The following is a 23,396-nucleotide window of genomic DNA, read 5'->3' as shown; positions in this document are numbered from 1 at the left end:
ACCTTGTGGCGAGGGGATTTATCCCCGCTGGACGCGTAGCGTCCCCATCTTTTTTAGGACTGCTGCGCAGCCCAGCGGGGATAAATCCCCTCGCCACAGAGAGCTTCGCGACCAAAAAAACACTGGCAATATCCACCTGTGTTATGCGCCACTAGACCTTTCAACACGACTGCCGCACGCCGCAGCACCCGTCTGGAGATTCCCATTATGAGCGAGAGCGTGTTTGCCGATCGCATCGTGCAGAACCTGCTCGACACCGACTTCTACAAGCTGACGATGATGCAGGCGGTGCTGCACAACTACCCCAACGTCGAAGTGGAATGGGAGTTTCGTTGCCGCAACAGCGAAGACCTGCGCCCTTACCTCGCGGAAATTCGTTTCCAGATCGAACGCCTCGCCGAGTTGAGCCTGAGCGCCGACCAGCTGGGTTTCCTTGAGCGCATCAGCTTCCTCAAGCCGGATTTCCTGCGCTTCCTGGGCTTGTTTCGCTTCAACCTGCGCTATGTGCACACCGGCATCGATAACGGCGAGCTGTTTATCCGTCTGCGCGGGCCCTGGCTGCACGTCATCCTGTTCGAAGTACCGCTGCTGGCCATCGTCAGCGAGGTGCGCAACCGTTATCGCTACCGTGAAGTCGTCCTGGAACAGGCGCGAGAGCAGCTTTATCGCAAGTTCGACTGGCTGACGGCCAACGCCAGTGCCGACGAATTGTCCGAACTGCAAGTGGCCGACTTCGGTACTCGCCGCCGGTTTTCCTACCGTGTCCAGGAAGAAGTGGTGAACGTGCTCAAGCACGACTTCCCCGGCCGCTTCGTCGGCACCAGCAATGTGCACCTGTCCCGAGAGCTGGACATGAAGCCCTTGGGCACCATGGCCCACGAATGGATCATGGCCCACCAGCAGCTGGGTCCGCGACTGATCGACAGCCAGATCGCCGCGCTCGATTGCTGGGTTCGTGAATACCGAGGCCTGCTGGGCATCGCGCTGACCGACTGCATCACCATGGATGCGTTCCTCAAGGACTTCGATCTGTTCTTCGCCAAGCTGTTCGACGGTTTGCGCCATGATTCGGGGGATCCGGTCATCTGGGCTGAAAAGGCCATTGCCCACTACCACAAACTGGGCATCGACCCGATGAGCAAGACCCTGGTGTTCTCCGACAGCCTGACATTGCCCAAATGCCTGGATATTTTCCGCGCCTTGCGTGGTCGCATTAATGTGAGCTTCGGTATCGGGACCAACCTGACTTGCGACATTCCAGGCGTGGAGCCGATGAGCATCGTGCTTAAAATGATCAGCTGTGACGGGCAACCCGTGGCCAAGATTTCCGACGAGCCCGGCAAGACCCACTGCAAGGACCCGAATTTCGTCGCCTATATGCGACATGTTTTCCAAGTACCTGCCGCCCTTTCCGGCACATCAAGCAAGGAGTGAATTCATGCAAGCCGTACAGCGTGAGATTGCTGAACAGCTCAAGGTCCAGCCACCGTTCGCCGATGACGCCGCCCTCAAGGCCGAAATCGCGCGCCGGGTGAGCTTCATTCAGGACTGCCTCGTCAACTCGGGTCTCAAAAGCCTGGTGCTGGGAATCAGCGGTGGGGTCGACTCGTTGACCGCCGGCCTGCTGGCCCAACGTGCCGTGCGCGAGCTGCGGGAAAAAACCGGCAATTCGGCGTACCGGTTCATCGCCGTGCGCCTGCCGTACGAAACCCAGTTCGATGAGCACGAAGCCCAGGCCTGCGTCGATTTCATCGAGCCGGACGAGCGCCATACCGTCAACATCGGTCCGGCGGTCAAGGCATTGGCGAAGGAAGTCCTGGCATTCGAAGGCAAGGCGCCGGGTTCGCGGGATTTCGTGTTGGGCAATACCAAGGCGCGGATGCGCATGGTGGCGCAATACACCATCGCCGGCGCGGAGCAAGGTCTGGTGATCGGGACCGATCACGCGGCCGAAGCGGTCATGGGTTTCTTCACCAAGTTCGGTGATGGCGCCTGTGACCTGGCCCCGCTGAGCGGCCTGGTGAAAAACCAGGTCCGGGCCATCGCCCGGGATTTCGGCGCGCCGGAGTCGCTGGTGGAAAAAGTCCCCACCGCTGATCTGGAAGACCTGTCGCCGGGCAAGCCGGATGAAGCCGCCCATGGCGTGACCTACGGCGAGATCGACGCCTTCCTGCATGGCCAACCGATTCGCGAAGAGGCGGCCAGGATCATTTGCGAAACCTACCGCAAGACCGAGCACAAGCGAGTGATGCCGTACGCTCCGTGATCACCGCGGTGGTCTGATATCACCTGTGGGAGCGAGCCTGCTCGCGAAGGCGTCGCATCAGCTACATCAATGCTGGCTGACACACCGCCTTCGCGAGCAGGCTCGCTCCCACAGGGGTCGGGTATTTACCAGGTATAAAAAAAGCGCCCTGCTTGGGGCGCTTTTTTTGTGTCTGAAATTGATTATTTCAGGGTAACCGTGCCTTTCATCATCGAGATGTGGCCCGGGAACGAGCAGAAGAAACCGTACTTCTCGGAAGCACTCAATTTCGAAACATCAAAGGTCACCGAGTCGGTTTCCTTGGCGCCGATGATTTTGGTGTGGGCGATGATGCGAGCATCACCTTCCTTCAGGTAATCCTTGTCAATGCCAGCGGCCAGACCGTCGGTGGCGATCGGCTGCATGTCAGCCTCTTTGCTCAGCACCCAGTTATGACCCATGACGTTTTTTGGCAGGTTGCCGGAATGAGTCAGCTCAACGGTGAAGGTTTTGCAGCTCTTGTCGATTTCGATGGCCTTGGCATTGAAGGACATCTGGTCGGTGGAATCGATGGTGGTCTTGCACTCCGCTGCCATCAGTTGGCTGCTGGCCAGCGTCAACAGGGATACTGCTACAAGTTTGGCGAACATCATGAATCTCCAAGGCATGGTTAACAAAAATCCGTCAAAGGGGAAGACTGCCTGATTTTCCAGCAAGTTCCTATGACCTGTGTCAAAGATTGTATACAACTTAAGACTATCAGCCTGATGGACAGAATCAACCAGCCACAAGTATGACTCGCCCGTTACGATCGGCTCCATCACCTCTCTGGAGCAACCGTCATGAACCTCAACAGCCTGTTATGCAGCCTGCTCGCCGCCTACGCCTGCGGCGCCAGCGGCACCTACGAAAAACCCCGGCGCGAGGTTTAATTCTTTGCGCAACGAGGGGCAGGCTTTACTCTGGACCGGTTAGCGATCACGGAGTAAAGCATGTCCATAGCGTCTGTTTGTGTATTTTGCGGCGCCAGCGCCGGCAGCCATCCCGCCTATCGCGAAGCGGCTCAGGCCCTGGGGCAGGCACTGGCGGAGCGAAAACTGACCCTGGTCTACGGCGGCGGCGCGGTCGGCCTGATGGGAATCGTCGCTGATGCAGCCCTCGCGGCTGGCGGCGAAGTGATTGGCATCATCCCGCAAAGCCTGAAAGACAAAGAAATCGGCCACAGCGGCCTGACACGCCTGGAAGTGGTGGACGGCATGCATGCGCGCAAGGCCCGCATGGCTGAACTCAGCGACGCCTTCATCGCCCTTCCCGGCGGCCTCGGCACCCTGGAAGAACTTTTCGAAGTGTGGACCTGGGGCCAGCTCGGCTACCACGCTAAACCGATGGGGCTGCTGGAAGTGAACGGTTTCTACAGCAAACTCACCGGTTTTCTCGATCACATCGTCGGTGAAGGCTTCGTCCGGGCGCCGCATCGTGACATGCTGCAAGTGAGCGACTCGGCCCATGACCTGCTCGATGCGCTGGATGAATGGCAACCCTCGGTGCCGCCGAAATGGGCCGAGCAAAAACCCAGCTAACGGCTCGACCCCGATACAGGGCAGAATACGCGCCGCTCAACCTCACCTTCGACCCCAGAGGATCGCCCATGGCCAAACCCAATTATTCCTTCGCCAAACGTCAGAGAGACCTGGCCAAGGAGCAGAAGAAAGAGGAAAAGCTCCAGCGCAAGAAAGCCACCGCCGATGAAGCAGCACTGAACCCCGATGCTGAAGGTGAAGTGGCGGCAGACGATGATACAGATGCACCGAAAGACCAGGCCCCCGACGCCTGACTCCTCCAGGGCCCGATGATCCGATCCGGCCCCACGGTTTTGTGTCCAGGGCCGACAGCCTCGCTGCCGGCCCTCACAACCCCAGCGCGTTGATAATCGACAAGCGATAACCAGCCGGCAGGTTCGCTGGCAACTGGCTTGGCTCGAACAGCCCGATCTCCTTGTGCTCATGACTGATCGTCGGCACGAAACCGCCCAGCAACTGGCAGCGGTAAGTGGAGATGAACACGTGTTTGCCGGGAATCACCTCGAACAGATACGAATCCAGCGGTTCGCCCACGCTGACCTCGACCGCCAGCTCCTCGGCGATTTCCCGTGCCAGGCACTGCGGCGGCGTTTCGCCCAGCTCGATCCGCCCACCGGGCAGCTCCCATTCGTCACGCTCGTTGAGCATCAGCACGACCAGGCCGTCGGGAGATTGCAGTACGCCTTTGATGGAAACCGGGAACATGCATTTTCCTCTCAATTCAATACATACCCTGTGGGAGCGAGCTTGCTCGCGATAGCGGTGTATCAGTCACATCAAGGCTGACTGAACCTGCGCTATCGCGAGCAAGCTCGCTCCCGCATTGGTCCCACTGCACTCACGACTCCAACGGCATCACCGTCACCCGTACCTCCGGGTCATGGGTACCGCCCCCCAGGATCACCCCGCGCAAAGGCGACACATCGGAAAAGTCCCGGCCCCAGGCCAGGGTGATGTGCTCCAGGGACGGTTGCACGTTGTTGGTCGGATCGAAATCCACCCATCCCAGCACCGGGCAAAACACCGAAATCCAGGCGTGAGACGCATCGGCACCAATCAATCGAGCCTGGCCGGGGGGTGGCTGGGTCAACAGATAGCCGCTGACGTAACGCGCCGCCAATCCGCGAGAACGTACGCAGGCCAGCATCAGGTGGGCAAAATCCTGGCAGACGCCCCGGCGTCGCTCCAGCACTTCCACCAGCGGTGTCGCGACCTGGGTGGCCTCCGCGTCGAAAGTGAATTCCTCGAAGATTTTTTCCATCAGCGCCTGGACGCCGAGCATCAACGGACGACCAACCGGGAAACAACTTTCGGAAAACTCGACGAAGCTGCGCTTGAGGTGCACATAGGGTGACTCGAAACGATAGCGGCATGCATCCAGCAACTGCGCCGTCAGCGGCCGGCCGCTGTAGGTCAATGCATGACGAGTGGATTCCCAGGCGGGCGATGAACCGAAATCCAGTGGCGGGCGCGCCAGCACCTCGACGCTCAGGCGGGCATTGACCAGCAGCTCATCATGGGGCCGCTCGAAGGCCAGGCGGGTCAGCGGATTGCCGAACACATCCTCTTCATCGCGACGGGTCGTGGGCTCCGGGCTGATGGTCAGTTGTCGTTCGGTACAGCGCTGCCATTCACAGGGCCGCGGCCATAGATGCGCCAGTTGCTGGGCGAGGGACACCGGGCTGTCGTAATGATAGTGGGTGTCGTGAAGGATCTGGTAACGGGCATTCATCAGACGGATACCGTGCGCTGGCTGACGTCGTCAACATGGGCGAAATGGCGCAAGGCCAGGCGATCGGACACCTGCCCGCTGACATCGGCGACTTCCTGCAGCAGATCGGCCAGCCCGTCGAGCGCCGCGCGCAGGCTGGCTTCGCCAAACAAAAGACTCTCCAGGCAGCGCAGGTCAAAGCGCGACAGTCGCGCCACCAGTTCCGGCAGGGCGGTTTCTCTCGGCGCGCCAAAATCGTCGTTCAGACGCTTGACGGTGCGCGCCACCAGTTTCAACTGGAAGAGCACTGCGTGAGGGTTCTGTTCGTCCAGCAACAGAAGATCGAGCACCGGGATCAGCTGCGCCACCGCCAGGTATCGCGAACGGTAGGTGATGCTGCTATTGCCCAACTCCAGCAACCATTCCAGCCCGGCCTGATCGAAAACCGCCTCGCCGCGCAGGAATGCCGCCAGGCTGCTGCTGAGAAATTGCAGACGCTCCAGGCGCCGGCCGATCATCAGGAAACGCCAGCCCTCGTCGCGGGTCATGTCGTCCAGGGCGAACCCGGACAACGCGGCCAGGGACATCACCAGTCGATTGAGAAAATCCAGCAACTCACCGAAGTCCGGCTCGCTGGTTTCCAGTTCCACGGCTTCGCGTTGCAGTTCCACCAGTGCCTGCCAGTTCTCCCGGGACAGCTTGCCACGGACCTGGGAGGCCGCCCACTGCAAGCGCTGCAGATTGGAGCGCAGGCTGAACGACCAGTCATCCCCGAGCATGGCCGCCAGCAGGCGTTCGGGCAACTCGCCCTCCTCCGGCAACAACATCAGGCTCTCGCCCAGGGCGACCGCCGATTGCAAGGCCTGCGGATCATCGCCATCGACATAGCGCGCCAGCATGATCCGCAGCAGACGGGCGCTGTCGTCGCAACGTTCGCAGTAGCGGCCAAACCAGAACAGGTTTTCCACCACACGAGACGGCAGATAGGGATCGCGGCGCACCAGATCATGCACGCCCACGGTTCGCTGGGCCTTCCATTGCTCACCGCCGGGCGCCTGCTCGCCAAGTACCCAGGTGTCCTTGCTCGCGCCTCCGCGCTGCATCGACACCACTTCGGCATCAGCCTCGGCGGCCACGCGGGTCAGGCCTCCCGGCAGCACTCGATAATCGTCTTTGCCGGACACCGCATAAACCCGCATGCCAATGGCTCGAGGCTGGATCTGGCCGTCTTCAGCCTGCCATACCGGCGCCTGGGACAGTTGCGCCAGTTCCTGAGCAACATAGGCATAGGGCCGCGCCTGCATGCGTGCGGCCAATCGAGCGCGCTGGTCTTCGTCCAGGTCACGACCGAATACCGGCGTGAAGCTCTGGGACGGAAACGCCGGCTTGATCAACAACTGCGGCAGTTTCTCCAGGGCCTGGGCCAGCACCGGCGGCTCTCCGCACCACCAGGTGGCGATGGAGGGCAGCATCAGCTCTTCACCGAAAAGAAACTGACTTATTTTCGGCAGGAATCCCAAGAGCCCGGGAGACTCCAGGACTCCGCTACCCAGTGCATTGGCCACCAGCACCCGCCCCTGACGCACCGCCTCCAGCAATCCGGGCACGCCCAGGGCCGAATCGGTGCGCAACTCCAGCGGGTCGCAGAAATCATCATCGAGCCGACGCATGATCGCGTGCACCCGACGCAGCCCGCTAAGCGTCTTCAGATAGACCGTGGCGTCGCGGACGGTCAGGTCGCCGCCTTCCACCAGCGGATAGCCGAGTTGCCGCGCCAGGTAGAGGTGTTCGAAGTAGCTTTCGTTGAACCGACCGGGCGTCAGCAGTACCACCAGCGGCGGCTCGCCGTTGCTGGGAGCCTGTCGCGCCAGGGTTTCTTGCAACGTGCGGAAGAAACCGGACAGGTGTTGCACCTTGAGGTCGCGATAAAGGTCGGGAAAGGCTCGCGACACGATCGTGCGATTTTCCAACGCATAACCGGCGCCCGAGGGCGCCTGGGTCCGATCCGCAGTCACCCACCAGCGGCCGTCGGGCGCGCGCGCCAGATCCACGGCATACAAGTGCAGGAAGTTGCCGTCTGGCGGCGTGATGCCCTGGCAGGGCCAAAGGAAATTGTTGTGCCCGAACACCAGCTCTGCCGGCAAGAGCCCCTCGCTGATCAACCGCTGCGGCCCGTACAGGTCGGCCAGAACGGCATTGAGCAAGCGTGCCCGCTGGGCAATGCCGGCCGACAGTTGCGTCCATTCCCGAGCGTCGATGACATGGGGCAGCAGGTCCAGCTCCCAAGGCCGATCAGCTCCCTTGGGGTCTGCATAGACGTTATAGGTGACGCCATTTTCCTGGATCTGCCGGGCGAGCAATGCCTGGCGCTGGATCAACTGAGCCGGCGTGCTGCGCTGCAATTGGTCGAACAGCCGCCGCCAATGCGCACGCACCGCACCGCTGTCATCCAGCAATTCGTGATAGGTGCCCGTCGTCAACGGGTAACGGTCAAGCAGGTCAGGCATGGAAAGCTCGGCAGGACGGCAATGAAAGGTGAGACTAGCGCAGGCAGATGACACCCGGATAGGTATGTTTGAGCTGAATCCGGCAAGAGGCTTCAGGGGCAATCATCGTGGCGAGGGAGCTTGCTCCCGCTCGGTTGCGCAGCGACCGTAAAATCCTGGGGCTGCTGCGCAGCCCAGCGGGAGCAAGCTCCCTCGCCACAGGGTAAATCTATCGCTTCAATGCCCCTTGGAAGCGTCGCAGATCGAGAGTGAAGGGAAATTCGTCATCCGTTGCCAGGTTCGGTATCGGAAGTTTCCCAGGCGTGTGTCCGATCCTAAAGAAACGCGCCATCCGCCGGCTCTCCGCCTCGTTGGCGTTGACCGGCAGGCTGTCATAGTTGCGCCCGCCCGGATGCGCCACGTGGTACTGACAGCCGCCCAGCGAACGTTGCATCCAGGTGTCGAGCACATCGAATACCAGCGGCGCATGGACCGGGATGGTCGGTTGCAGGCAGTTGGCCGGTTGCCAGGCGCGGAAACGTACCCCGGCGACGAACTCACCGACTCGACCGGTGGGTTGCAAGGGTACCGGTACGCCGTTGCAAGTCAGCAGATAACGTTGTGGCGCCAGGCCGCTGAGCTTGACCTGCAAGCGCTCCAGGGACGAGTCCACGTAGCGTACGGTGCCCCCCGCCGTGCCCTCCTCTCCCAGCACATGCCAGGGTTCCAGCGCCTGACGCAACTGCAGCTCGATACCATTGACCGCGTAATCGCCGACCTTGGGAAAGCGGAACTCCAGGTGCGCGGCGAACCACTCGGCCCGCAGCGGATAACCGGCGACATTGAGATCGTCGATGACATCGGCAAAATCCTGCTCGATGAAATGCGGCAGCAAGAAGCGATCATGCAGCTCGGTGCCCCAGCGCGCCAGTTTCGCCGGCGCGTAGGGTTCACGCCAGAACCGCGCCACCAGCGCCCGCAGCAGCAATTGCTGGGCCAGGCTCATGCGGGCGTGGGGCGGCATTTCGAAAGCGCGCAGCTCCAGCAAGCCGAGACGCCCGGTGGCGCCGTCCGGTGAATAGAGCTTGTCGATGCAGAACTCGGCGCGGTGGGTATTACCGGTCACGTCGATCAACAGGTTGCGCAGCAATCGGTCCACCAGCCAGGGCGGACACGCTTCGCCAGGCTCGGGCATTTGCGCGAAGGCGATCTCCAGCTCATATAACGCATCGTTGCGCGCTTCGTCCACGCGGGGCGCCTGGGACGTCGGGCCGATGAACAGTCCGGAAAACAGGTAGGACAACGACGGGTGGTTATGCCAGTAGCTGATCAAACTGCGCAGCAAGTCGGGACGACGCAGGAAGGGCGAGTCAGCCGGCGTCGCGCCGCCCAGGACGAAATGGTTACCGCCACCGGTGCCGGTGTGTCGACCGTCGATCATGAATTTTTCGGTGGTCAGCCGGTTCAGCCGCGCCTGCTCGTAAAGAAACTCGGTGCGCTCGACCAGCTCATCCCAGGTCGCCGACGGTTGCACGTTGACCTCGATGACGCCCGGGTCAGGCGTGATGCGAAAATTGCTCAGGCGCGGATCGCTCGGCGGCTCGTAGCCTTCCAGCAGCACAGGGCAGCCCAGTTCTTCGGCTGTCGCCTCGATGGCGCTGACCAGTTCCAGGTAATCCTCGACCCGCTCCAGCGGCGGCATGAACAGATAGAGCCGCCCGTCCCTGGCCTCGGCACAGAACGCGGTGCGCGTCAGCCAATCGGCCGATTCGTCGACCTTCGGCGCGCGCTCCTGTTCCAGGGCCGGCTCGCCGTGATGGGTGAGCTGCTCGGTGCCGGGCAACTCGGGCAAGTCCTGGTTCGGGTCGGTGGGATGGATGAAGGGATACTCGGCTGCCGTCACCCATGGCTGCGCCGCCAGCGGCAAGCGATAGCCCAGCGGCGAATCGCCCGGCACCAGCCGACAATGGCTGTCGCGCAAATACCAGCGGCCGCTTTGCCATTGATCGCCCTTGGCGGTGCGCGCCAGCGGCAAGACCTGGCCGACCACTTTGTCCAGGCCCTGGCTGAACACCTTGCGCAACCGCGCCCGCTCCAGGGGATCCTCGAGCCTAGGGTCCTCGGCTGTCACGTTCGAAGGCAAATTACCCTCGCGCCAGAGGTAATGGAAATTATCTTCGTAGGCCGCGAAGACGAACCGCGCAGGAATATTCAGGCGTTCGGCGACACTCGCCAGGAAGCGCCCGGCCAGTTCGCCATCGGCGCCGTAGTCCTGCTGTTCATCGGCGATCAGCGCGTTGTCGCGCCAGATCGGCACGCCGTCACGCCGCCAATAACAGTTGAGCGACCACCGCGGCAGTTGCTCGCCGGGGTACCACTTGCCCTGACCGAAGTGCACCAACCCCTCGGGCGCGTAGTGCTTGCGCATGCGCTGGAACAACTCGGCGGAGAGGCGACGCTTGTCCGGGCCGAGCGCTGCGGTATTCCACTCGGCGCCGTCCGGATCGTCGATGGAAACGAAGGTCGGCTCGCCGCCCATGGTCAAGCGCACGTCGCCCTCCAGCAGGTCGCTGTCGATCTGCCGGCCCAACGCCTGGATCGCCTGCCATTGCTCTTCGGTGTATGGCTTGGTGACCCGTGGCGCCTCCCAGATTCGCTCGACGGACATTTCGTGGCTGAACTGGCACTCGCAAGGTTCCACCAGGCCGCTGATCGGCGCTGCCGAGGACGGATCGGGACTACATGCCAAGGGGATATGCCCTTCACCGGCGAACAACCCGGACGTGGCGTCCAGGCCGATCCAGCCAGCGCCGGGCAGGTACACCTCGCACCAGGCATGCAGGTCGGTGAAGTCCACTTCCGTACCGGACGGGCCGTCGAGGCTTTTCACATCGGCGGTCAACTGGATCAGGTAACCGGAGACAAACCGCGCCGCCAGGCCCAGATGACGCAACAGTTGCACCAGCAGCCAGGCCGAATCCCGGCAGGAACCGGACGCATGCTCCAGGGTGTGCTCCGGCGTCTGCACGCCGGGCTCCATGCGGATCAGGTAACCGATGTCTTCGCTCAAGCGCTGGTTCAACCCCACCAGGAAGTCCACCGCCGGCAGCGGCGTGCGGTCGATGCCGTCCAGATAAGCCTTGAACTTCGGCGTCAGCGGCAGCTTTTCCAGATAGGGCATCAGCTCGTGTTTTTCGTCGGCCGCATACGTAAACGGAATTTTCTCGGCGTAGGGCTCGAGGAAAAAATCGAATGGATTGAACACCGCCATCTCGGCGACCAGATCGACCTCGACCCGCAGCTCATCGGTCTTTTCCGGGAACACCAGCCGCGCCAGGTAATTGCCCTGAGGGTCTTGTTGCCAGTTGATGAAGTGCTGATCAGGCGAGACTTTCAGCGCATATGAAAGAATGCGTGTACGGCTGTGGGCGGCCGGGCGCAGGCGCACGATCTGCGGACCGAGTTCGACAGCGCGCTCGTAGCGATAATGTGTGACATGGTGCAAAGCGACATGGATCGACACGGCGTGCCTCCTGCGGAGCCTGGGCGTTATCGAAAGCGGCGCAAGACTTATGCCATGCAGGCAGGTCGGACACTTTCTACGTCTACTCAGGGCAGTAGAGCACTAAAACCGCGCGATGCCTGTATTGATCTGCAACGGCCGCACATAAATGCGGCGCGGGCGGTAGCGAATCGACTCAACGGCGCGGGCGCGAGGCCTTGGCGGATTGGATGATGCGTTCGCGCTGGTGGCGGATCTCGACGAGCTTGCGGCGCATTTCCCGGTGGCGTTTGCTGTTGATCAGGAGCAGTCCCAGTAGGGGTAACAGCACAGCGAAGATGTACACGCCCTGGTGCGGCCCGTAAGCAAACGTCGGCACCGCCGCCGCCAGACAGGCTAGGAAATAACCCGCCACACCCCAGATTGCCCAAGCGCGCCCGCGTGCAATCAGCAGGTTGCCCAAGACTAGAACCATCACCAGGGCCAACGTGCCGAAACCGACATAGTCGGTCCTGATCGAGGGCTCCAAGGCGCGCCAATAAGTGGCTCCGGCCAGAACGAGCAGCGTGGAACCGGAAAAACAGCCGAGCAGGATGGTGCCCATGAAAATCGGAAAATAGCGGGCCAGGAATGGCTTCAGTGATCCGCCGCCGATCATTCCGTGAACTCTTCGTACAGGCCGACGGCAACGGTTTTCACATGGCCACCACCGGTATAACTGCCGATGACGCCCAGGGCGCCGCCCAGCGAGTCCTTGATCTGAGTCAGGGTCGCATGCCGGATCTCAGCGGACGAGTAACGCTTGGGCAAAGCCCCTGCCCGTTGCTGCAACTTGAGCAACTTAGCGGTCAGGCTTGGGTCCTTCAGCGTCAGAAGTTCCTTGGTCAACTTACTGCGCTCTTGGCGATTCAGGCCCTTGAGCAACTGGTACCAGCTCTTGCCGGTGCCGGCCGCCTTGTTGGCCTTGAGCAATCGAACAGTCGTCAGCGCCGAGCCACCGACGCCCACCAGGGAAACACCGTCAAGAATCGGCGACACGATGTTGTACCAGTCAGCATCGTTCATCTCATCGTTGCCAGTAGGGTTGCTCAACTCGTTCGCCACCCGCATTCCGCCAATGACGCACTGCGCGGTACTGGCCGTAGCGGCAGCGGCGCCCAAGGCGACCACAAAAGCGCTGGCACCAGCCGTAAAGGGCACGGCAACGCTGCCACTGAATACCACCACCCAACCAATCACCGCGGCGACACAGGACAAGCCGGCATTGGTCGCCTCAATCCCGAGCTTCGACTCGCGTGGACTGCTTTTCACCTGTTCTATGAATTGCTGCGGAGCAATGTACTTTTTCGCCTCGCGCAAAATGATGCGTTTGGGCGCGATGCTGCAGATCGGCTTGAACTCCCGCAGCGTCACCACGTTGTAGTCGGAATCGACATACACCACCCCCGCACCGGCGATGTTGGGGTCGGCGTCGATCGCGGCAAACAGGCGCGGCAGGTTGATCTGGCTTTCGATGCGTTGACGGGCCATGAACTGGGAAAAGCTCAAGTCCATGCCGATGCCCGTTGAAGCGCTGCTCATATGAATCGTCCTTGAGAATCGATGGATTTAATTTCTTTCCACACGGAACCCCGTGGCGAGGGGATTTATCCCCGCTGGGTTGCGGAGCAGCCCTAAAAGGCTTAACGCAATCGACCTGCCCCACCGAGGTGGAAGGTTCTAGGACTGCTGCGCAGCCCAACGGGGATAAATCCCCTCGCCACAAGGACCTCGTATTCACCTCGGCGCCATAACGCGGCGCCACGATAACAAACGGCCAGCACTGCCGCTAGAAAGCAAAACGCCAGCACTCAGGCTGGCGTCTTGCGATTGGGCGGGGCGATCAGCGCGGCACAACCGGCTTGCGCGCAGGCTTCGGTCCCTTGCCCTTGGCCGCATCCTTGCGCTCCTTGGCAGCCTGCTGATTACGGGCGAACGCAGCGGCCTTGGCTTGCTCGCGTTTATCCCAGGCATTGCCGCCGTCACTGGCCCGCGGCGGCAGGCCGGTGTGCTGGGTCAGGATCTTGGTGGTCTCCTTACCGACCTTATGGCTGCCAGCCGGGGTCGAGTTCTTGCGACGGGCACTCTGGTAGCTGTCGGTGGCAGGCTGGTGCAACGGAATCAACTGGTTCTTGCCCGGCCCGATCAGGTCGGCGCGGCCCATGCGGGTCAGCGCTTCGCGCAGCATCGGCCAGCCTTTCGGATCGTGATAACGCAGGAACGCCTTGTGCAGGCGGCGCTGCTCTTCGCTCTTGACGATGGTCACCGCGTCGCTCTTGTAGGTGACCTTGCGCAGCGGGTTCTTGCCCGAGTGGTACATCGCGGTGGCCGTAGCCATCGGCGACGGATAGAACGCCTGCACCTGGTCGGCCCGGAAGCCGTTGCCCTTGAGCCACAGCGCCAGGTTCATCATGTCTTCGTCGGTAGTGCCCGGGTGAGCCGCGATGAAGTACGGAATCAGGTACTGCTCTTTCCCGGCTTCCTTGGTGTACTTCTCGAACATCCGCTTGAATTTGTCATAGCTGCCGATGCCCGGCTTCATCATCTGGTTGAGCGGACCTTCCTCGGTGTGCTCCGGGGCGATCTTCAGGTAACCGCCGACGTGGTGGGTCACCAGCTCCTTGACGTACTCCGGCGACTCGACCGCCAGGTCGTAACGCAGGCCGGAGGCAATGAGGATCTTCTTCACCCCAGGCAACGCACGAGCGCTGCGGTACAGCTGGATCAGCGACGAGTGGTCGGTATTGAGGTTCGGGCAGATGCCGGGGAACACGCAGGACGGCTTGCGGCACGCGGATTCGATTTCCGGGCTCTTGCAGGCGATGCGGTACATGTTCGCGGTCGGGCCGCCGAGGTCGGAAATGACCCCGGTGAAACCAGGCACCTTGTCGCGGATCTCTTCGATCTCGCGAATGATCGACTCTTCCGAGCGGTTCTGGATGATCCGGCCTTCGTGCTCGGTGATCGAGCAGAAGGTGCAGCCACCGAAGCAGCCACGCATGATGTTTACCGAGAAGCGGATCATCTCGTAAGCGGGGATTTTTTCCTTGCCATACGCCGGATGCGGGACACGCGCGTAAGGCATGCCAAACACGTAGTCCATTTCCTCAGTTGTCATCGGAATGGGCGGCGGGTTGAACCAGACGTCGACTTCGCCGTGCTTCTGCACCAGCGCACGGGCGTTGCCCGGGTTGGTTTCCAGGTGCAACACGCGGTTGGCGTGGGCATACAGCACCGCGTCGTTGCGCACCTTCTCTACCGATGGCAGGCGAATCACGGTCTTGTCGCGGGTCATCCTCGGGCTCGCCAGGATCTGTACGACCTTGGCTTCGCTCGGGTCCTCGACCGGACCCTTTTCCTGCTCAATGGCGCAGGCAGCGGTGTCCTGGGTATTCACGTACGGGTTGATGATCTTGTCGACCTTGCCCGGACGGTCGATGCGCGTGGAATCGACTTCGTACCAGCCTTGCGGCGTGTCGCGGCGAATGAATGCGGTGCCGCGCACGTCGGTGATGTCTTCGATCTTGTGGCCGTAGGACAGGCGCTGGGCCACTTCGACAATCGCCCGCTCGGCGTTGCCGTAGAGCAGGATGTCGGCGCAGGCGTCGATCAGGATCGAGTTGCGCACCCGGTCCTGCCAGTAGTCGTAGTGGGCGATGCGGCGCAGGGACGCTTCGATACCGCCGAGGACGATCGGCACGTGTTTGTAGGCTTCCTTGCAACGCTGGCTATAGACCAGGCTCGCACGGTCCGGCCGCTTGCCCGCCAAACCGCCCGGCGTGTAGGCGTCATCGGAACGGATTTTCTTGTCGGCGGTGTAGCGGTTGATCATCGAGTCCATGTTGCCGGCCGCGACACCGAAGAACAGGTTGGGCTCGCCGAGCTTCATGAAGTCGTCTTTGGACTGCCAGTTCGGCTGGGCAATGATGCCAACGCGAAAGCCCTGGGCTTCCAGCAGACGGCCAATGATCGCCATGCCGAACGACGGATGATCGACGTAGGCATCACCGGTCACGATGATGATGTCGCACGAATCCCAGCCGAGCTGATCCATCTCCTCCCTGCTCATCGGCAGGAACGGCGCCGGTCCGAAACATTCGGCCCAGTACTTGGGATAATCGAATAATGGCTTGGCTGCTTGCATGTCGATGACCGGTATAGAAGATGAAAAATCGCGGGCGCGGAATATAGCACAAAAAATAACCAATTGTGGCGAGGGAGCTTGCTCCCGCCCGGCTGCACAGCAGCCGGATCCCCCGCACACCTGGATTACATGTGCAAACTGGGGGCTGCTACGCAGCCCAGCGGGAGCAAGCTCCCTCGCCACAAAGGCGGGTCAAGCGAACAGATTTACTCGTCATCATCAAAATTGTAGCTACCCGGCGCCAGGTTTTCGAAGCGCGTGTATTTGCCGATAAACGCCAGGCGGATGAAGCCGATCGGGCCGTTCCGTTGCTTGCCGATGATGATTTCGGCAATGCCCTTGTGTTCCGTCTCGGGGTGATACACCTCGTCACGGTAAACGAACATGATGACGTCGGCGTCCTGCTCGATCGCTCCGGATTCCCGCAAGTCCGAGTTCACCGGACGCTTGTTGGGGCGCTGTTCCAGGGAACGGTTCAACTGCGAAAGGGCAACGACTGGGCAGTTGAATTCCTTGGCCAGGGCCTTGAGGGAACGGGAGATCTCGGAAATCTCGTTGGTCCGGTTGTCGCCGCTAGAGCCGGGGATCTGCATCAACTGCAGGTAGTCGATCATGATCAGCCCGACCTCGCCGTGCTCACGCACCAGGCGGCGGGTTCGGGCGCGCATCTCCGACGGGCTGATACCTGCGGTATCGTCGATGAACAGCTTGCGGTCGTTGAGCAGGTTCACCGCCGAGGTGAGGCGCGGCCAATCGTCGTCTTCCAGCTGGCCGGAACGGACCTTGGTCTGGTCGATACGCCCGAGGGACGAAAGCATACGCATGATCAGCGATTCGCCTGGCATCTCGAGGGAGTACACCAACACAGCCTTTTCACTGCGTAGCACGGCGTTTTCCACCAGGTTCATCGCAAAGGTGGTCTTACCCATGGACGGACGGCCGGCGACGATGATCAAGTCGGACGGCTGCAGGCCGCTGGTCTTCTCGTCGAGGTCGGTGTAGCCGGTGGACAGGCCGGTAATGGCGTTGTCGGTGTTGAACAAGGTGTCGATGCGGTCGATGGCCTTGGTCAGCAGGTCGTTGACGCTCACCGGGCCACCGGTTTTCGGCCGCGCCTCGGCGATCTGGAAGATCTGCCGCTCGGCTTCGTCGAGAATCTCAGCGGCGGTGCGACCTTCCGGGTTGAACGCACTGTCGGCAATCTCAGTGCTGATGCCGATCAACTGGCGCAAGGTCGCCCGCTCGCGAACGATCTGGGCGTAAGCCTTGATGTTGGCGACCGACGGCGTGTTTTTCGCCAGTTCGCCGAGGTAACCGAGGCCGCCGACCTGGGATGTCTGACCTTCCTTGTCCAATTGCTCGGCCAGGGTCACGACGTCGATCGGCATGTTCTGATCGGCCAACTTGGCGATCGCGCGGAAAATCAGGCGGTGGTCATGCCGATAGAAATCGCCGTCGGAGACTTGATCAAGCACGCGTTCCCAGGCGTTGTTGTCCAGCATCAGACCACCGAGCACGGCCTGTTCGGCCTCGATGGAATGCGGAGGCACCTTCAAGGCAGCGGTTTGCAGATCGTATTGCTCGGGGGCGGTGATTTCGTTCATGGCCACGTCAGGTTATGAAAATCAGGAATTGCAGAAAGACAAAGGGCACGACCTGTAGACAGGATCGTGCCCGATGTTACCGGTTGGCGCCCGAGGGTGCCAACCGACAGGTGTTGCTTAGGCTGCTACCACGACAACGCGTACGGTGGCTTCAACTTCGGCGTGCAGGTGCACGGCTACGTCGAATTCACCTACGTTGCGGATGGTGCCGTTCGGCAGACGAACTTCGCTTTTCGCAACTTCAACGCCGGAGGCGGTCAGTGCGTCAGCGATGTCGTGAGTACCGATCGAACCGAACAGCTTGCCTTCGTCGCCAGCGGTGGCAGTGATGGTCACTTCCAGCTCGGCCAGTTGGGCAGCACGGCTTTCAGCCGATGCCTTACGGTCTGCGGCGGCTTTTTCCAGCTCAGCGCGACGCTCTTCGAACGCAGCCAGGTTGGCAGCGGTCGCAGCGGTGGCTTTGCCGAAAGGCAGCAGGTAGTTACGGCCGTAACCGGCCTTAACGTTTACTTTGTCGCCCAGGTTGCCCAGGTTGGCGATTTTTTCCAGAAGGATCAGTTGCATGTGAAAATCCTCTAACTTTTAACCTTCACCGTTCGCGTTGTCGGCGTCTTTCGGCGCCATACGACCGCGAAAATCAATCAGGCTGTCGACGATGGCCAGGACCACCAGCAACGGATAGATCAGCTGCATGAACAGCAACAACGTGACGTACAACCCGACCAGCCAGAACCTGGCCAGTCGCTTTTGCGCCACAAGCCCGTGAATCAGGGCCAGGGCGGCAAACACCAGCGGTACACTGCACAACGGCGTGAGCATGGCCATCTGCGGACCGAAATTCGGCCCCAGGAGCATGCCCGCCAGCAGTAACATCGCCAGCCCGAGCGGGAAACGAATGGCGCGAAATTCGCGACCAAAACCACCCGGGTTGTACAACAACGCTTGCCAGTAGCGCCCGATAATCAGGCTCAGCACACTGACGATTTGCAACAAGGCCGCAATCAGGCCGGTCAGGACCGGTGCGATCAGGGACGCGAAACGCGCCTGCTCCTCTGCCGACATCTGTTGGTAGAGATCACCGAGGGCCTCGGGCAGGATTTTTATCAAAGCCTGCGAGAGCATCTCGATCTGGGGTGCGAAAGCCACCCCGAGCACCACTGAAAACACCACTCCCATCGCTATGCTGACCAGCAGCACGCGGTTCCAGGATTCGCTGGCGCGCAACACCAACGCCAGCGCCGAAGACCCCAGCAGCACCATCAGTGCCCGCGGGTCAGCGGAATACAACCACCAGAGCAAGGCCGGCAGCAGTCCCAGAGCAAGAACGCCAAGGGCGTCCCTCAATCCGCGCCGCAGGAGTACGAGACTCACCGCGGCAGCACCCAACCAATACAACAACGGCAATGCCGCGCATCCAGCCACTACGAGAGTGGCCTGCATACGACCGCGCATGATGAACTCAGCTAAGGCGCGCATGCATTCAATCCTTTGCTACGTATCGACTGCCCGGTCTCAGCGGCCGTGGCTGTCGGTGTAGGCCAGCAGGGCCAGGAAGCGGGCGCGCTTGATAGCGGTGGCCAGCTGACGCTGATAACGTGCTTTGGTACCGGTGATACGGCTTGGAACGATTTTGCCGGTCTCGGATACGTAGGCTTTCAGAGTGTTGAGATCTTTGTAATCGATCTCTTTCACGTCTTCAGCGGTGAAGCGGCAGAATTTACGACGACGGAAGAAACGTGCCATGTGATTGGCTCCTTAAAAGGTCCGTGGATTACTCGTCAGCGTTATCGCTGTTGTCGCTGTCGCTATCGCTGTCATCGCCATCGGCGCTGTCAGAGTGCTCAGGACGGTCGCGACGCTCACGGCGCTCACTGCGGTTTTCTTCAGCCTTGAGCATCTCGGATTGGCCGGTGACGGCTTCTTCGCGACGGATGACCAGGTTACGGATCACTGCATCGTTGTAGCGGAAGTTGTCTTCCAGCTCGGCCAGGGCCTTGCCGGTGCACTCAACGTTCAGCATCACGTAGTGAGCCTTGTGAACATTGTTGATTGCGTAGGCCAGTTGACGACGGCCCCAATCTTCCAGACGGTGGATTTTGCCGCCGTCTTCTTCGATCAGCTTGGTGTAACGCTCAACCATGCCGCCGACTTGCTCGCTTTGATCCGGGTGGACCAAAAAGATGATTTCGTAATGACGCATGAATGCTCCTTACGGGTTGTAGCCTGCCGCTCAAAAACGGTCAGACAAGGAGTGAATGACACTTATGGACTTGAGGACGCTAGACACATAAGTGCCTGCCATCACAGCAAGGGGCGCAATTGTAGAGAAGGGTCGAGGGCGGCGCAAGGCAATTGGCGATTATTTGAACAACCACCACTTTCAGTTACACACAGACCAATGTGGGAGCGAGCCTGCTCGCGAAAGAGGTGCGTCATTCAACATAGTTATCGAATGTCAGTCCGCTTTCGCGAGCAGGCTCGCTCCCACAAGGTTGTACTGCGATCAGGGCTTTTTGGCGGCTGCCTTGGCCCCACGCTGGCGCTGGGCTTCGAACAGGCACACGCCGGTGGCAACCGAGACGTTGAGACTGCTGACACTGCCGGCCATCGGCAGCTTGACCAGGTAGTCGCAATGCTCGCGGGTCAGGCGGCGCATGCCCTTGCCTTCGGCGCCCATGATCAGGATGGTCGGGCCGGTCAGGTCCTGGTCATAGATGCTGACCTCGGCCTCGCCCGCCGTGCCGACGACCCATAAGCCGCGCTGCTGGAGTTTCTCCAGGGTGCGCGCCAGATTGGTCACGGCCACCAGCGGGATCACTTCCGCCGCACCGCAGGCGACTTTACGCACGACCGGGGTCAAGGTGGCCGACTTGTCTTTTGGCACGATCACCGCCAACGCCCCGGCGGCATCCGCCGAACGCAGGCAGGCGCCGAGGTTGTGCGGGTCGGTCACGCCGTCCAGCACCAGCAGCAACGGCGCGCCCTCGGTGCGATCGAGCAACTCGTCGAGCATCGCCTCGCCCCAGACCTGACTCGGGCTGACTTCGGCGACGACGCCTTGGTGCACGCCTTCAACCCAGGCGTCCATCTCACGCCGCTCGGCCTGGCCGACCGCCACGCGATTTTCGCCCGCCAGCTCGATCAACGTCTGGACACGCGGATCGCTGCGCCCTTCCGCCAACCAGATCTGCTTGACCCGCTTGGGGTGGTGACGCAACAGCGCCTCCACGGCATGCACGCCGTAGATTTTTTCCAGCTGACTCATGACTTGCCCTTGGGTTTACGCGCCCCGCCACTTTTGGCTGGGGACGAGCCCGCTTTCGGCGGACCTTTACGGTGCTTGCTCGGCTTGCTGGTCGCCTTGTCCGGGATCGACCTTCCGGTCTTTCCCCCAGACGCCGCTTTACCACCGTTCTTGGCTTCGGCCAGCAACGCCTGTTTCATTTCACGGCTTTTGCGCAACTCGGCATTTTTCGCCGCCGCATCGCTCGGGCGATAGGCCTCGACAGCCTTCTCCTTGGCCGAACCGCGACGCCCCGACTTGGCCGGAGCAGGCTCGGCGGCGGTCTTGGTTGCTGGCGCAGCCGTTTCGGTGCCGCGCTTCTTGCGACCGATCGGCGCGCTGATGGTTTTTTCGGCCATCTCGAAGTCGATCTTGCGCTCGTCCAGGTCGACGCGCATCACCCGCACTTCAACGGTATCGCCAAGACGGAAGCTGCGACCGGTGCGCTCGCCCGCCAGGCGGTGATGCACAGGATCGAAGTGGTAGTAGTCGCCAGGCAGCGCGGTGACATGCACCAGGCCTTCGACGTAGATGTCGGTCAGCTCGACGAACAGGCCGAAACCGGTCACGGCGGTGATCACGCCCGGGAAAGACTCACCCACGCGATCCTTCATGTACTCGCACTTGAGCCAGTTCACCACGTCGCGGGTCGCTTCGTCGGCACGTCGCTCGCTCATCGAGCATTGCTCGCCGAGCTGCTCCAGGGCCGCCTCGTCGTACGGGTAGATACGCGCCTTGGGGATGGTCATCGCGCCGGCACGCTTGACGTGCGGGGTGTCCATCTTCGAGTGGATCACGCTGCGAATCGCCCGGTGCGTGAGCAGGTCGGGGTAGCGACGGATCGGCGAAGTGAAGTGGGTGTAGGCTTCGTAATTCAGGCCGAAGTGGCCCTGGTTGTCGGCGCTGTACACCGCCTGGCTCAGCGAACGCAGCATCACGGTCTGGATCAGGTGGAAATCCGGACGATCCTTGATGCTTGCCAGCAAGGCCTGGTAATCCTTCGGCGACGGACCTTCCTTGCCCTTGTGCAACGACAGGCCAAGCTCGCCCAGGAATGCCCGCAATTTTTCCAGACGCTCTGGCGGCGGACCGTCGTGGACGCGGTACAGCGCAGGAATTTCATGCTTCTTCAGGAACTCGGCCGTGGCCACGTTGGCCGCCAGCATGCATTCCTCGATCAGCTTGTGGGCGTCGTTGCGAATCGTCGGACGGATCTCGGCGATCTTGCGCTCGGTACCGAAGATGATCCGGGTTTCCTGGGTTTCGAAATCGATCGCGCCCCGCACGTGACGCGCCGCCAGCAATACCTTGTACAGCGCGTAGAGCTGCTTGAGGTGCGGCACCACGTCGGTGTACTCGCCGCGCAGCTTGCGCGATTCGGCGAGTTTCGGCGTTTCCAGCATCGCACTGACCTTGTTGTAGGTCAGGCGGGCATGGGAATGGATCACCGCTTCATAGAAGCAGTAGTTCGTCATCTCGCCGGATTTGGAGATATCCATCTCGCAAACCATGGCCAGGCGATCGACCTGGGGGTTGAGCGAACACAGGCCGTTGGACAACTGCTCGGGCAGCATCGGCACGACGCGCTCGGGGAAATACACCGAGTTGCCGCGCACCTGGGCCTCGGCATCCAATGCAGAGCCGAGCTTTACGTAGCTGGAGACGTCGGCAATCGCCACGTACAACTTCCAGCCGCCGGAGAACAAGCGCAACTTGCCTGGCTTGGCTTCGCAGTAGACCGCGTCGTCGAAGTCACGGGCGTCTTCGCCGTCAATGGTGACGAACGGCAGATGGCGCAGATCGATGCGCTTCTCTTTGTCCTTCTCTTCGACTTCCGGCTTGAGCTTGGCAGCTTCCTTGAGCACCGCCTCAGGCCAGACGTGGGGGATGTCATAAGTGCGCAGGGCAACGTCGATTTCCATGCCCGGAGCCATGTAGTTGCCGACCACTTCCACCACGTCGCCTTGCGGCTGGAAGCGCGGGGTTGGCCAGTGGGTGATTTTCACCTCGACGAACTGACCGACCTGGGCGTTGGCGTTGCGGCCCGGCGTCACCAGCACTTCCTGCTGGATCTTTGGGTTGTCGGCGACGACAAAACCGATGCCGCCCTCTTCGAAATAACGACCGACAATGGTCTCGTGGGCACGGGACACCACTTCGACGATCACACCCTCACGACGCCCACGGCGATCCAGGCCGGAAACACGGGCCAGGGCGCGGTCGCCGTCGAACACCAGGCGCATCTGCGCCGGGCTCATGAACAGGTCGTCACTGCCGTCATCCGGAATCAGGAAGCCGAAGCCGTCGCGGTGCCCGGCAATACGACCCAGGATCAGATCGAGCTTGTCGACCGGCGCATAAGTGCCACGGCGGGTATAGATGAGTTGAGCGTCGCGCTCCATGGCGCGCAGACGGCGGCGCAGGGCCTCGAGCTGGTCCTCGGTGGTCAGACCGAATTCTTCGACCAACTGCTCACGGCTAGCAGGCGAACCCCGATCGGCGAGATGCGCCAGGATCAGTTCGCGGCTAGGAATAGGGTTTTCATATTTTTCCGCTTCACGAGCGGCCTCGGGATCGAGGGACTGCCAATCGGCCATTAGAGAGTTTTCACCTTGTCTATATGCGGGTTAGTTTGGCATAGGCGTAATGAAACGGGAAATTTCAAGCGTCAGATGCCTTTTCTAAAGCCTTTTGACACGCCTTTAAAGCCTGTGATTGCACCGCTCGTGAAATTTAGCTTTTTTTTTGCACCGAGGGGTTTACAGTTAAAAACACGCTCCGTATAGTGCGCGCCATCGACGA

At 61.1% G+C, this 23,396-nt stretch carries 19 protein-coding genes; 4 read left to right on the top strand and 15 right to left on the bottom strand.

Annotated features, from left to right (window positions below):
- Positions 1–207: 207 nt before the first annotated feature.
- Together pncB and nadE are read left to right on the top strand one after the other, a co-directional pair.
- Positions 208–1,434: a nicotinate phosphoribosyltransferase gene (gene pncB / locus J3P86_RS02670; RefSeq protein WP_305497159.1), complete on the top strand. Its 1,227-nt coding sequence runs from the start codon at positions 208–210 to the stop codon at positions 1,432–1,434.
- Between the two features lie 4 nt (positions 1,435–1,438).
- Entirely contained in the window at positions 1,439–2,266 is an 828-nt protein-coding gene (gene nadE, locus J3P86_RS02665) for an ammonia-dependent NAD(+) synthetase (RefSeq protein ID WP_434626359.1), read from the top strand.
- A gap of 182 nt (positions 2,267–2,448) precedes the next feature.
- On the opposite strand, the gene azu is transcribed toward nadE, so the two are convergent.
- Positions 2,449–2,895, bottom strand: coding sequence for an azurin (gene azu / locus J3P86_RS02660; protein WP_434700597.1), 447 nt, complete (start codon positions 2,893–2,895; stop codon positions 2,449–2,451).
- Positions 2,896–3,237: 342 nt separating this feature from the next.
- On the opposite strand from azu, the gene J3P86_RS02655 reads away from it, so the two are divergent.
- Together J3P86_RS02655 and J3P86_RS02650 are read left to right on the top strand one after the other, a co-directional pair.
- Positions 3,238–3,825, top strand: a complete 588-nt coding sequence (locus J3P86_RS02655) for a TIGR00730 family Rossman fold protein (protein WP_434699358.1) — start codon at positions 3,238–3,240, stop codon at positions 3,823–3,825.
- 68 nt (positions 3,826–3,893) lie between these two features.
- On the top strand, positions 3,894–4,079 hold the full coding sequence (locus J3P86_RS02650) for a hypothetical protein (RefSeq protein WP_434699357.1): 186 nt from the start codon (positions 3,894–3,896) through the stop codon (positions 4,077–4,079).
- 73 nt (positions 4,080–4,152) lie between these two features.
- On the opposite strand, the gene J3P86_RS02645 is transcribed toward J3P86_RS02650, so the two are convergent.
- The 14 genes from J3P86_RS02645 to rnr all read right to left on the bottom strand — a co-directional run bounded on the left by J3P86_RS02645 (position 4,153) and on the right by rnr (position 23,191).
- Complete coding sequence (locus J3P86_RS02645; RefSeq protein WP_305497168.1) at positions 4,153–4,530, bottom strand: NUDIX hydrolase; 378 nt, start codon at positions 4,528–4,530, stop codon at positions 4,153–4,155.
- A gap of 133 nt (positions 4,531–4,663) precedes the next feature.
- Positions 4,664–5,557: a transglutaminase family protein gene (locus J3P86_RS02640; RefSeq protein WP_434696027.1), complete on the bottom strand. Its 894-nt coding sequence runs from the start codon at positions 5,555–5,557 to the stop codon at positions 4,664–4,666.
- The gene (locus J3P86_RS02635; protein ID WP_434696028.1) at positions 5,557–8,043 is read right to left on the bottom strand and encodes a circularly permuted type 2 ATP-grasp protein; all 2,487 of its coding nucleotides are present in this window, start codon (positions 8,041–8,043) and stop codon (positions 5,557–5,559) included. The genes J3P86_RS02640 and J3P86_RS02635 overlap by 1 nt, the downstream gene beginning before the upstream one ends.
- 208 nt (positions 8,044–8,251) lie before the next feature.
- Entirely contained in the window at positions 8,252–11,545 is a 3,294-nt protein-coding gene (locus J3P86_RS02630) for a DUF2126 domain-containing protein (protein WP_434699356.1), read from the bottom strand.
- Positions 11,546–11,720: 175 nt separating this feature from the next.
- Complete coding sequence (locus J3P86_RS02625) at positions 11,721–12,182, bottom strand: hypothetical protein (protein WP_434626365.1); 462 nt, start codon at positions 12,180–12,182, stop codon at positions 11,721–11,723.
- The gene (locus tag J3P86_RS02620; protein WP_434653815.1) at positions 12,179–13,105 is read right to left on the bottom strand and encodes an NAD synthetase; all 927 of its coding nucleotides are present in this window, start codon (positions 13,103–13,105) and stop codon (positions 12,179–12,181) included. Before J3P86_RS02620 ends, J3P86_RS02625 begins: the two co-directional genes overlap by 4 nt.
- A gap of 301 nt (positions 13,106–13,406) precedes the next feature.
- Positions 13,407–15,707, bottom strand: coding sequence for a YgiQ family radical SAM protein (locus tag J3P86_RS02615; RefSeq protein WP_434696032.1), 2,301 nt, complete (start codon positions 15,705–15,707; stop codon positions 13,407–13,409).
- A gap of 206 nt (positions 15,708–15,913) precedes the next feature.
- The gene (dnaB, locus tag J3P86_RS02610; protein ID WP_014336312.1) at positions 15,914–17,311 is read right to left on the bottom strand and encodes a replicative DNA helicase; all 1,398 of its coding nucleotides are present in this window, start codon (positions 17,309–17,311) and stop codon (positions 15,914–15,916) included.
- Positions 17,312–17,428: 117 nt separating this feature from the next.
- Complete coding sequence (gene rplI / locus J3P86_RS02605) at positions 17,429–17,875, bottom strand: 50S ribosomal protein L9 (protein ID WP_003186385.1); 447 nt, start codon at positions 17,873–17,875, stop codon at positions 17,429–17,431.
- An 18-nt stretch (positions 17,876–17,893) separates the two neighbouring features.
- The gene (locus tag J3P86_RS02600; RefSeq protein ID WP_305497181.1) at positions 17,894–18,787 is read right to left on the bottom strand and encodes a hypothetical protein; all 894 of its coding nucleotides are present in this window, start codon (positions 18,785–18,787) and stop codon (positions 17,894–17,896) included.
- Between the two features lie 36 nt (positions 18,788–18,823).
- Positions 18,824–19,054, bottom strand: coding sequence for a 30S ribosomal protein S18 (gene rpsR / locus J3P86_RS02595; protein WP_002551829.1), 231 nt, complete (start codon positions 19,052–19,054; stop codon positions 18,824–18,826).
- 28 nt (positions 19,055–19,082) lie between these two features.
- Positions 19,083–19,511: a 30S ribosomal protein S6 gene (gene rpsF / locus J3P86_RS02590; protein WP_003186395.1), complete on the bottom strand. Its 429-nt coding sequence runs from the start codon at positions 19,509–19,511 to the stop codon at positions 19,083–19,085.
- A gap of 303 nt (positions 19,512–19,814) precedes the next feature.
- Positions 19,815–20,576, bottom strand: a complete 762-nt coding sequence (gene rlmB / locus J3P86_RS02585) for a 23S rRNA (guanosine(2251)-2'-O)-methyltransferase RlmB (protein WP_434569997.1) — start codon at positions 20,574–20,576, stop codon at positions 19,815–19,817.
- Positions 20,573–23,191 carry a ribonuclease R gene (gene rnr, locus J3P86_RS02580; protein ID WP_434699355.1) on the bottom strand — a complete coding sequence of 873 codons (2,619 nt, stop codon included), beginning with the start codon at positions 23,189–23,191 and terminating at the stop codon, positions 20,573–20,575. The genes rlmB and rnr overlap by 4 nt, the downstream gene beginning before the upstream one ends.
- Positions 23,192–23,396: the final 205 nt, after the last annotated feature.

The organism is Pseudomonas sp. D1-1 (genome assembly GCF_051132225.1).
Classification (GTDB): domain Bacteria; phylum Pseudomonadota; class Gammaproteobacteria; order Pseudomonadales; family Pseudomonadaceae; genus Aquipseudomonas.
This window is presented reverse-complemented; position numbering and strand designations above follow the sequence as displayed.

What these genes read in the sequence shown, in the direction of transcription:
- azu (WP_434700597.1), bottom strand. Translation starts at nt 2,895, where the DNA reads ATGTTCGCCAAACTTGTAGCAGTATCCCTGTTGACGCTGGCCAGCAGC.
- J3P86_RS02625 (WP_434626365.1), bottom strand. Translation starts at nt 12,182, where the DNA reads ATGATCGGCGGCGGATCACTGAAGCCATTCCTGGCCCGCTATTTTCCG.
- rpsF (WP_003186395.1), bottom strand. Translation starts at nt 19,511, where the DNA reads ATGCGTCATTACGAAATCATCTTTTTGGTCCACCCGGATCAAAGCGAG.
- J3P86_RS02635 (WP_434696028.1), bottom strand. Translation starts at nt 8,043, where the DNA reads ATGCCTGACCTGCTTGACCGTTACCCGTTGACGACGGGCACCTATCAC.
- rnr (WP_434699355.1), bottom strand. Translation starts at nt 23,191, where the DNA reads ATGGCCGATTGGCAGTCCCTCGATCCCGAGGCCGCTCGTGAAGCGGAA.
- rpsR (WP_002551829.1), bottom strand. Translation starts at nt 19,054, where the DNA reads ATGGCACGTTTCTTCCGTCGTCGTAAATTCTGCCGCTTCACCGCTGAA.
- J3P86_RS02640 (WP_434696027.1), bottom strand. Translation starts at nt 5,557, where the DNA reads ATGAATGCCCGTTACCAGATCCTTCACGACACCCACTATCATTACGAC.
- J3P86_RS02600 (WP_305497181.1), bottom strand. Translation starts at nt 18,787, where the DNA reads ATGCGCGCCTTAGCTGAGTTCATCATGCGCGGTCGTATGCAGGCCACT.
- J3P86_RS02650 (WP_434699357.1), top strand. Translation starts at nt 3,894, where the DNA reads ATGGCCAAACCCAATTATTCCTTCGCCAAACGTCAGAGAGACCTGGCC.
- dnaB (WP_014336312.1), bottom strand. Translation starts at nt 17,311, where the DNA reads ATGAACGAAATCACCGCCCCCGAGCAATACGATCTGCAAACCGCTGCC.
- J3P86_RS02615 (WP_434696032.1), bottom strand. Translation starts at nt 15,707, where the DNA reads ATGCAAGCAGCCAAGCCATTATTCGATTATCCCAAGTACTGGGCCGAA.
- rlmB (WP_434569997.1), bottom strand. Translation starts at nt 20,576, where the DNA reads ATGAGTCAGCTGGAAAAAATCTACGGCGTGCATGCCGTGGAGGCGCTG.
- J3P86_RS02655 (WP_434699358.1), top strand. Translation starts at nt 3,238, where the DNA reads ATGTCCATAGCGTCTGTTTGTGTATTTTGCGGCGCCAGCGCCGGCAGC.
- J3P86_RS02645 (WP_305497168.1), bottom strand. Translation starts at nt 4,530, where the DNA reads ATGTTCCCGGTTTCCATCAAAGGCGTACTGCAATCTCCCGACGGCCTG.
- J3P86_RS02620 (WP_434653815.1), bottom strand. Translation starts at nt 13,105, where the DNA reads ATGAGCAGCGCTTCAACGGGCATCGGCATGGACTTGAGCTTTTCCCAG.
- nadE (WP_434626359.1), top strand. Translation starts at nt 1,439, where the DNA reads ATGCAAGCCGTACAGCGTGAGATTGCTGAACAGCTCAAGGTCCAGCCA.
- pncB (WP_305497159.1), top strand. Translation starts at nt 208, where the DNA reads ATGAGCGAGAGCGTGTTTGCCGATCGCATCGTGCAGAACCTGCTCGAC.
- rplI (WP_003186385.1), bottom strand. Translation starts at nt 17,875, where the DNA reads ATGCAACTGATCCTTCTGGAAAAAATCGCCAACCTGGGCAACCTGGGC.